This is a genomic window from Arthrobacter oryzae, assembly GCF_030812315.1.
Taxonomy (GTDB): domain Bacteria; phylum Actinomycetota; class Actinomycetes; order Actinomycetales; family Micrococcaceae; genus Arthrobacter; species Arthrobacter oryzae_B.
In genome coordinates this window covers 436600-443967 of sequence record NZ_JAUSSM010000004.1, presented here as the reverse complement: position 1 = coordinate 443967, position 7368 = coordinate 436600, and the positions used below count along the sequence as shown (strand labels likewise).

Sequence of the window (7368 nt, the reverse complement as noted above, 5' to 3'; positions counted from 1 at the left end):
AACGCCCGGTCCCATTCCGAACCCGGAAGCTAAGACCCACAGCGCCGATGGTACTGCACCCGGGAGGGTGTGGGAGAGTAGGTCACCGCCGGACATAAATTAGAACTCAGGCCCCGACAAGGATTGTCGGGGCCTGAGTTATTTAACGGCCGCTTCAGTGCCGTTTTGGGCGGGCCGGCCGCCGGGTAAAGTTGTTGACCATGGATAACCTCTTCAGCCACGCGTCCCCTGCGGACGAAGCGTCCGATCCCGTAGACGCCCTGGACGCCATAGTTCATACGGTGGTGGTGCCCGGTTCGGTTTCCAAGGTATTCATTGGCTTCACGGAACACACCCATCTTTGGTGGCCGCTTGAGGATCACAGCGTGTTCGGCGCCGGCTCGTACGTCGAATTCGAAGAGAACCTGGTTCTTGAAACAGCCGACGACGGCCGGACCGCTGTCTGGGGATCCATAGACGACTGGCAGCCCCCGATGTCCTTCCATGCCAGCTGGCACCCGGGGACCACGGCGTTGTGGTCCACTGAGCTCAGGGCCGCGTTCAGGGCTGTGGAGGGCGGGACTGAGCTCCGTCTGGTACATGACGGCTGGGAGGGCGCCGAAGACCCGGCACGGACGCGCGCCGAGTACGACGCAGGATGGCCGGGCGTACTGTCCCGCTTCGTACGGTTTATGGGAGGGGCAGTTGGCTAGCGTCCGGCGCATGGCTGAGGGGGAATGGGAGCCGCTACGCAGGGTGCGGCTTGAGATGCTCGCCGATACTCCCTCTGCCTATGTGGAGTCGCTGGAGTCCGCCCAGGCGCAGACAGTGGGGCAATGGCGGAACCGGGCTGTCGCCATGACGGCTCCGGGTAGCGTGACTTTCGTCGCCGAGGAGGTCCCCGGGGCCTTGGCCTTCTGCGGCCTGATGCGCGTGGTGGTCAAGCAGCCACAGGAAACCAACCGGCCCCTTCAGGCCATGCTTATCAGTGTGTATGTGGCTGCCCCTTATCGGGGAACCGGCCTTGCGGATGAGCTGCTGCGACGGTCGGTCGCGGTCGCAGCGGATGAGCTGGGAGCCGGGATATTGCAGCTGGGAGTCCACGAGGACAATACCCGCGCCGCGGGCTTCTATGCACGTCACGGCTTCCATGACACGGGGCGCCGGGAGGTATACCCGCTCGATCCCAGTAATAAGGAAATCATCATGGAGCGTGAGCTGTCGCCGGCGGGGCCGGAGGCCTAACCACGCAGGGTTCTTAGCGCGCCGGCGCTGTATCGCCAGGTGGTACGGACGTACTGGACCTGACCACGAATTTGGTAGGGAATTCCGTATCGGTTGCCTCGCCGTCGGCCGCGTCCCCAAGCCCTGCCAGCAGGAGCCGTACCGCCAGAGCGCCTTGGCCGCGGGCGTCCTGGTCGATGGTGGTCAGACCGAAGACCTCGCCAAGCTCGTGACCGTCGATGCCAATGACAGAAAGGTCGTAGGGGATCCGGAGGCCGAAGTCGCGTGCCGCCAGAATTGTACCGATGGCCATCTCGTCCGAAGCAGCGAACACCGCGGTGGGACGTTCGGAGATGCCGCCGAGCAGCCGCCTGGCACTCGCATAGGCGCCCTGGACAGTGAAGTCGGCGGAGACCTGCCATTCGGGGCGCACCTGCAGCCCGGCGGCCGCCATGGCCTTGTGGTAACCGCCTTGGCGCATACCCGGAAGCCGGAAATCCTGCTCGAAGAAGGCATCACCGGTCATATGCGCGATCCGGGAGTGTCCAAGGTGGATCAGGTGGTTCGTGGCGGCCTCTGCGATACCGGCGTCATTTATCCGGATGGTGGAGGCGCCCGGCAAGGGACCGCCGATACCCACAATTGGCCGATGGATAGCCAGCAGCTGTCGTATTTCCGCTTCACTGAGCTCGAGCGACACGGCGATGACCGCATCCACGCGCTTCCGCAGCAGGAAGTCGTTCAACACGCTATGCCGTCGGTCCGGGCCTTCGCTGACGTTGTAGAGCGTGAGGTCGTATCCGGCGTCGAGCAATGTAGCCGAGACGCCTTCCACCACCGCGGAGAAATACCAGCGGTGGACGGAAGGCACCACCACGCCCACGTTGTGGTTTCGGCCGGAAGCGAGGCTGGAAGCGTGGTACGACAACACGAAACCGAGCTCAGCCGCGGCAGCCCGGGCACGTTCGCGGCTGCGTGCCGAGACATTGCCCTTGCCACTGAGTGCCCGCGACACCGTTGCGATGGAAAGGCCCGCCCGCTCTGCGACGTCCTTGATGCCGGGCATATTCAGCTCTCCGTGTCCTCAACTGCGAAATCAGACGACAGCAGGATTACCCAAGTGGAAGGTTCAACCAGACCGTCTCACCTGAGCCTAGCTGATGGCCGCCGTCATGCGTTTCCGCTGCGGCCGGTGAGCTGCGCAGCAGCACCAGGCCCGGCGGAAGCTCCAGGGGGTCCCGTCCCACGTTCATGACTACAAGCGTGGTTCCGTTGAGGTAGGCCAGGGACCTATCTGTACACCAGCTTTCCAGCCATGCCAATGACCCCCGGCCCAGGTCAAGCTCCCTGCGCATCGCCAGTATCCGGCGGTAGAGGTTCAAATGCGACGACGGCTGGTCCGTCTGGGCATCTCGCGCCAGTTCACGGAAACCCTCCGGCTGAGGCAGCCACGGGGCCTGCCCGGACCCGAACCCGGCGTGCAGCTCAGCGGCGCGCCACGGCAAGGGCACCCGGCACCCGTCGCGGCCCAGCCGTTCGCCACCCGTGCGCGCAAACGTGGGGTCCTGCCGCTGGCTGTCTGGAATATCGATGCCGTCGGGAAGCCCCAGCTCCTCGCCCTGATACAGGTAGGCCCCGCCCGGCAACCCCAGCATGAACATGGATGCTGCCGCTGCCCGGGTCCTGCCCGCCACGACGTCGGGCTGATGGTCGAAGATGCCGATCCCGTCGCCGTCGCGCGGTGCGGGGCCGTCGTAGCCGAAGCGAGTGGCATGGCGGACGACGTCGTGGTTGGAGAGCACCCAGGTGCTGGGTGCGCCGACGGCGTCCAGCGCCACCAGCGAATCCGTGATGACGCCGCGAAGGCGGCGAACGTCAAGGCCGGCATGCAGGTAGGGGAAATTGAACGCCTGGTGCATTTGATCAGGCCGGACCCAGTCTGCCAAACGGGGCAACGGGTCCACGTTGGCTTCGGCGCACAGGATACGGTCGGGACCGTACTCCGCAAGGATGCGGCGCCAGGCCCGGTAGATGTCGTGCAGGGCCGGCTGGCCGAACATCGGTGCCTCATGCCCGGGGTAGCCGTCCGAGCTGCCGCCGTCGGCCCGGCCGCCCCATTCCGGCAAACCGGGAGCCTTCACCAGGGCGTGCGCAACGTCCACGCGGAATCCGGCGACGCCCCGGTCCAGCCAGAAGCGGAGCACGCGCTCGAATTCATCGTGGACCGCCTGGTTGTCCCAGTTGAAATCGGGCTGCGACGCGTCAAAGAGGTGCAGGTACCATTGCCCGGGCGCCCCGTCCGGCTCCGTGATCCGGGTCCAGGCCGATCCGCCAAAGTGCGACTGCCAGTTGTTGGGCGGTTCTTCACCGAAAGCGCCGCGGCCCTCCCGGAAGATAAACATTTCACGTTCCCGGCTGCCGGCCGGTGCGGCGAGGGCCTGCTGGAAAGCGGCGTGCTGGTCCGAACAGTGATTGGGAACGAGGTCCACGATCACCCGGAGGCTCAGGCGGGCGGCCTCCGCCATCATGGTGTCGAAGTCTGCCAGCGTGCCAAAGAGCGGATCAACATCGCAGTAGTCGCTGACATCGTACCCGGCGTCCTTCTGCGGGGACCGGTAGAACGGCGATAACCAGACAGCATCGACATCCAGCCGGGCCAGCTGCGGTAGCTCTGCCGTAATTCCGGCGAGATCACCGACTCCGTCCCCGTTCAGGTCGCGGAAGGAACGCGGATAGACCTGGTAGATGACGGCGGACCGCCACCATCCTGGAGCGTCATCGGCGGTGTGTACCAAGGTCAGTGGCCCGGCCGAGACGGCGGGGGCTTCGAGCATTTGAGTCAACGGACATGCCGGTAATCGTAGAACGGATTTTCCCGGAGCTGAAAACGCTTCCAATTGTGACGCACGCCTCATTCGATTAAGTTTGCCTCGTTTCTGCCTGGAGCATTTTTCGGCTTGGTGGTATGGCATACGGTGATAATGCTGATCTCGCAAAGCTCCACCCGCGGCTCTTGCGCCACCCACTACCGCCGAGTAATGTGGCTTTCCACTGTGCTTCCGTCCCCCGACTTTGGAAGCGTTTGCACTCCGGGCTGCACTAGGCATTACCGTCCGGCGCTCAGGCACCCGGGGCCCCCGCGGACTAGACTGAAGGCCGGATTCAACGGACCTGGAGGCCGCATGGTCAACATTGTTGACGAGCTCAAAACCATCCTGGAGCCCGGCAAACTTGCCGTGGACGAACAGACCCTGGCCGTCTACGCCATAGACCAGGCCCCGGTCCTTGACTACCAGTTGCCCTTGGCCGTGGTGTGGGCCGAAACGGTGGCGGACGTTCAGGCAGTGGTGAGTGCCTGCGCCAAGCACAAAGTGCCCATTGTTGCCCGCGGGGCCGGGACAGGTGTCTCCGGGGGCGCGCATGCCAGCCCGGGGTGCATCGTGCTGTGCCTTGAACGGATGAACCGCATCCTGGACCTTAAGCCGGACGACGAGACCGCCGTCGTCGAACCGGGTGTGATTAACGCCGACCTCAACGACGCCGCGGCCGTCCACGGTCTGATGTACGCGCCGGACCCCGCGAGCTTCCGGACGTCCACCATTGGCGGCAATGTTGCCACCAACGCCGGCGGACTGCGCTGCGCCAAGTACGGCGTCACCCGCGACTCCGTGCTGGCCCTCGACGTGGTACTGGCCGACGGCTCGCTGATCCACACCGGCCACCAGACTTTCAAGGGCGTGGCCGGCTATGACCTCACGGGGCTGTTCGTCGGTTCCGAAGGGACGCTCGGAATAGTCGTGGGGGCAACGGTGCGGCTGAAGTACCTGCCCCGCGAAGTGCACACCATCGCCGCCTTCTACCCGGACTTCCGCAGCGCTGCGGCGGGCGTGCTGGCAGTCGGAAAGGCGCGTGTGCAGCCCGCCATCATGGAACTGCTCGACGGCGGTTCGCTGCTTCAGCTCGACGAGATCCACGGCTCGGACCTGAGTGCACGCGGCGCCTCGCTCCTGCTGGTCCAGACAGACGGTTTCGGTGCAGCCGCCGAAGCTGACGTGGTCCGCGATGTCCTATCCGCCAGCGGAGCCACGGTGACCACGGAGGACAGTGCCGAAGCGGAGCGGCTGGTGGACCTGCGGCGCAACAGCCGCGGCGTCGAGGTGGACGACGAATACCGCGTGGGGGAGGATGTGGCGGTCCCGCGCTCACGGCTGGTGGACTACGTCGGCGAACTCGAGGCCATGGCCGTGGATTACGGAGTTCAGCTCAAGGTCGTGGCACACGCCGGTGACGGCAACCTGCACCCCACCTTCTGGGTTGACCGGCTGGACAACCAGGTGGACGCCGAAGCCATGCAGCGGCTGGGCGCCGCGTTGGACAAATCCATCACGGTAGCCCTGGCGATGGGCGGCACCATCACCGGCGAGCACGGGATCGGGCAGTACAAACTGCGGTGGCTGGGCCTGGAACAGCCGGCACCGGTGCGTGAGCTGCAGCGCCGGATCAAGGAACTCTTCGATCCGGCCGGCATCCTGAACCCCGGAAAGGCGATCTAGGCCGCGGGGCGTTCCGCAGCAGCGGTCAGCCCGCGGTCCCGCCGGCGGCCTTAGTCGTCGACGTCCGGGTACTCGTCGATCGTTTCGTCGTCGCCGTACCGGGACTGCTCGGTCTCCACTTCGAGGATCTTGAGCAGCCCGGTGTCCGGGTTGAGCATGATCGCTGCCTCGTCACGGCGGTGCCGGAGGATGGAATCGATGTAGGACTGAACGGCTTCGGCCAGCGGGATGTGCCGTTCCTGCTTTTCTGACATGTACCAGCGGTGCTCCAGGACCTCATGGACGGCTTCCGCGGGTTCGAGCTTGCCGGAGAGGTCGCGCGGAATCGAGCGGACAATGGGCTCGAAGATCTGGCTGACCCAGAGGTGGGCGCTGTATTCCTCGTCCATTTTCGGGTTGTTGTCCGCCCGGAATGAGTCCATGTCGTTGAGCAGGCGGCGGGCCTGGTTCTCCTGGGCGTCCAGCCCCGTAAGCCGCAGCAGGCGACGCTGATGGTGACCGGCATCCACCACCTTGGGCTGGAGCTGGATGGTGGAGCCGTTCTGGGTGGTCTTGATCGCGTATTCCTCGACGTCGAACCCGAGCTCGTTGAGCTTCCGGATCCGGGCGGCCACGCGCCAGCGTTCGCCGATCTCGAACGATTCCTTCTCCGTGAGCTCGGTCCAGAGCCGCCGGTAGCTGTCCATGATGAGTTCGCTGGTGGCGACCGGGTCCACTTTCTCTTCGATGAGGCCGCCGTCCAGCAGGTCCATCAGCTCACCGGCGATGTTGACCCGGGCGATCTCGAGATCGTACTCGCGCTGGCCGGTGGACAGGTCCGGGTACAGCTCGCCCGTCTCGGCGTCCACGAGGTACGCGGCAAATGCGCCGGCGTCACGGCGGAACAGGGTGTTGGAGAGCGAGACGTCGCCCCAGTAGAAGCCGATGAGGTGCAGCCGGACCATCAGCAGCGCCTGGGCGTCAATAAGGCGGGTGAGGGTGTCCTTGCGCAGCATCTGGGAAAAGAGCGCACGGTAGGGCATGGAGAACTTCAGGTGGCGGGTGACCAGTACAGGGTTCAGCGGCCTGCCGTCCGGCGTGGTGCGGCCGGTGATGACGGCCACGGGTTCAACGCAGGGCACGTCCAGGCGCGCCAGCTTGCGGAGCATGTGGTACTCGTGGCGGGCCACGTGCTCTGACGTTTCCTTGATGGCTATCACGGAGCCGCCAAGGTGGGCGAAGCGCACAATGTGGCGGGAAATGCCGCGGGGGAGCGCGGCGAGGTTTTCAGCCGGCCAGTCCTCCAATGCGATGTGCCACGGCAGGTCCAGGAGTTCCGGATCAGCCGCCGCGGCAGTGATGCTCAGGTTGCTGGAGACGCTGGAACTCTTGTCGTCGTTGGCGCTGGCCGCTTCAAACCGAGGCAGTTTGCCGATCTGGCCGTAGTCGGTGGGCTCGTCGTGCCATTGGGCGTTGCTTTCCTCGGTCATGTGCCAATTCTTCCGTACGTAGGGGCGGGGTGCCTAAACACAGTCAGGAAAGCCGCGCTTAAACCACGACGGCGGCCCGTCCAGTAAGGAGGGGCCGCCGTCGGTCAATGCAGTGAGGTGCCGGTCAAGTGGTCGCAGCTGAC

The 7368-nt window shown here is 65.1% G+C and carries 6 protein-coding genes and 1 rRNA gene; 4 read left to right on the top strand and 3 right to left on the bottom strand.

The features are described from left to right. From rrf to J2S97_RS11235, 3 genes are all read left to right on the top strand, one after another. Positions 1-94, top strand: a 5S ribosomal RNA gene (gene rrf, locus J2S97_RS11245); the annotation flags it as partial. Between the two features lie 106 nt (positions 95-200). Continuing rightward, positions 201-692 carry an SRPBCC domain-containing protein gene (locus J2S97_RS11240; RefSeq protein ID WP_307049358.1) on the top strand — a complete coding sequence of 164 codons (492 nt, stop codon included), beginning with the start codon at positions 201-203 and terminating at the stop codon, positions 690-692. Between the two features lie 10 nt (positions 693-702). Beyond that, on the top strand, positions 703-1224 hold the full coding sequence (locus J2S97_RS11235) for a GNAT family N-acetyltransferase (RefSeq protein WP_307049356.1): 522 nt from the start codon (positions 703-705) through the stop codon (positions 1222-1224). A gap of 13 nt (positions 1225-1237) precedes the next feature. Here J2S97_RS11235 and J2S97_RS11230 read toward each other — a convergent pair whose 3' ends face one another. Both J2S97_RS11230 and J2S97_RS11225 read right to left on the bottom strand, forming a co-directional pair. Next, a complete protein-coding gene (locus tag J2S97_RS11230) occupies positions 1238-2269 on the bottom strand; it encodes a LacI family DNA-binding transcriptional regulator (protein WP_307049353.1) in 1032 nt (343 codons plus the stop codon). 46 nt (positions 2270-2315) lie between these two features. Next, complete coding sequence (locus J2S97_RS11225) at positions 2316-4037, bottom strand: glycoside hydrolase family 13 protein (protein ID WP_307049351.1); 1722 nt, start codon at positions 4035-4037, stop codon at positions 2316-2318. A gap of 348 nt (positions 4038-4385) precedes the next feature. On the opposite strand from J2S97_RS11225, the gene J2S97_RS11220 reads away from it, so the two are divergent. Next, positions 4386-5756 carry an FAD-binding oxidoreductase gene (locus J2S97_RS11220; protein WP_307049349.1) on the top strand — a complete coding sequence of 457 codons (1371 nt, stop codon included), beginning with the start codon at positions 4386-4388 and terminating at the stop codon, positions 5754-5756. A gap of 50 nt (positions 5757-5806) precedes the next feature. Here J2S97_RS11220 and J2S97_RS11215 read toward each other — a convergent pair whose 3' ends face one another. Further along, complete coding sequence (locus J2S97_RS11215) at positions 5807-7225, bottom strand: DUF4032 domain-containing protein (protein WP_307049347.1); 1419 nt, start codon at positions 7223-7225, stop codon at positions 5807-5809. Positions 7226-7368 lie beyond the last annotated feature (143 nt).